General features: G+C 59.1%; 2 protein-coding genes. Both read left to right on the forward strand.

The genetic code is table 11. The annotated features are described in order from the left end of the window. Positions 1–1,049: ATP-binding protein (locus EOA38_RS36305; protein WP_145966280.1), on the forward strand; the 1,049-nt coding region annotated here is incomplete at its 5' end. Then, positions 1,046–1,492 carry a response regulator gene (locus EOA38_RS36310; RefSeq protein WP_126093378.1) on the forward strand — a complete coding sequence of 149 codons (447 nt, stop codon included), beginning with the start codon at positions 1,046–1,048 and terminating at the stop codon, positions 1,490–1,492. The genes EOA38_RS36305 and EOA38_RS36310, both read left to right, overlap by 4 nt. Positions 1,493–1,525: the final 33 nt, after the last annotated feature.

The following is a 1,525-nucleotide window of genomic DNA, read 5'->3' on the forward strand; positions in this document are numbered from 1 at the left end:
GCCTCGCGATCGCTGGTGGCCTGCTTTTGCTCGTCGCATCGGCAGCGTCGGGATTGTTGTCGCGAACCATCACCAACCCCATCCGCCGCATCGAGGCGGGCGCCAGACGAGTCGAGGCTGGCGAGCGGGATGTGGTGTTGCCTGAATCGTCGAGCGACGAGCTCGGTCGTTTGGCGCGTGCCTTCAATCGAATGACGACCGCGCTCAAAAGCCGGGAATCCGAGCTGCACGCGCATGCTGCCACCCTGGAGCAGCGTGTCGCGGAAAAGACACGCGAGCTCGACCTGAGGGCAAGCGAGTTGGCCCGGTCGAACATCGAGCTGGAGCGCTTCGCCTATGTCGCCTCGCATGACTTGCAGGAGCCGCTGCGAATGGTGGCAAGTTATACCCAACTGCTTGGCAGACGTTACAAGGGACGGTTGGATGCCGATGCCGACGAGTTCATCCATTTTGCCGTGGACGGCGCTGCGCGGATGCAGGCATTGATCAACGACCTGCTGGTCTACTCACGTGTCAGCACGCAGGGCAGCGCGTTCGAGGCGATCGATTGCAACCTTGTGGTCGAGCGCGCCTTGACGAACCTCAAGGCGGCGCTGATCGAGAGCGGCGCAATCATCCGAAAGTCCGAACTGCCGAAAATCGATGCCGATCGATTCCAGTTGGTCCAACTGTTCCAAAACCTGATCGGCAACGCCATCAAGTTCCGTGGCGAGCGCGTCCCGGAAATTGACATCGCGGCGCGGCGAGACAGCGGGGAATGGTTATTCTCGATCGCGGACAATGGTATCGGGATTGATGCCAAGTACATCGAGCAGCTTTTCGCCGTTTTCAAGCGCTTGCACACACGGGCCGAATATCCGGGGACCGGCATCGGTCTCGCCATTTGCAAGAAAGTCGTCGAACGCCACGGCGGCCGAATTTGGGTCGAATCCGAGGTCAACCATGGCTCGACCTTCTTCTTCACGCTTCCCTGCCGGGATATAGAGGACACTAGCCAAGCACGGAAGTTGGCTCCAACATCTTCGGCACCTCAAATGGATACGGTATGAACATCAACTCGACTGAACGCGCCATCAACATCCTCCTCGTCGAAGACAATCCAGGCGACGCTCGGCTCACGATCGAGGCGTTGCGAGACGCAAAGGTGCGCAATGAACTCAACGTCGCGCAAGACGGAGTCGAGGCCATGTCAATGCTACGGCGGGAAGGGCGCTACGCCGACGCGCCACGTCCTGACCTGATCCTGCTTGATCTCAATCTGCCCCGAATGGACGGCCGCCAGGTTCTCGCCGAAATCAAGGCGGACGAAAACTTGCGGCGTATCCCGGTTGCGGTGCTGACCACTTCGCAGGCCGAGAAAGATATCCTGACCAGCTACAACCTGCATGCCAACTGTTACATCACCAAGCCCGTCGACCTGGATGAATTCGTACGCGTGGTACGGGGCATCGAGAACTTCTGGCTCTCGATTGTGAAGCTACCGCCGGAGTAATGCGAGTTGAGCGAAAGCCCGTTAAACATACTC

It is taken from the genome of Mesorhizobium sp. M1E.F.Ca.ET.041.01.1.1 (assembly GCF_003997355.1).
Taxonomy (GTDB): Bacteria; Pseudomonadota; Alphaproteobacteria; order Rhizobiales; family Rhizobiaceae; genus Mesorhizobium.

Bases quoted from the DNA above. Each gene is read 5' to 3' on its own strand.
- EOA38_RS36310 (WP_126093378.1), top strand. From the start codon at position 1,046: ATGAACATCAACTCGACTGAACGCGCCATCAACATCCTCCTCGTCGAA.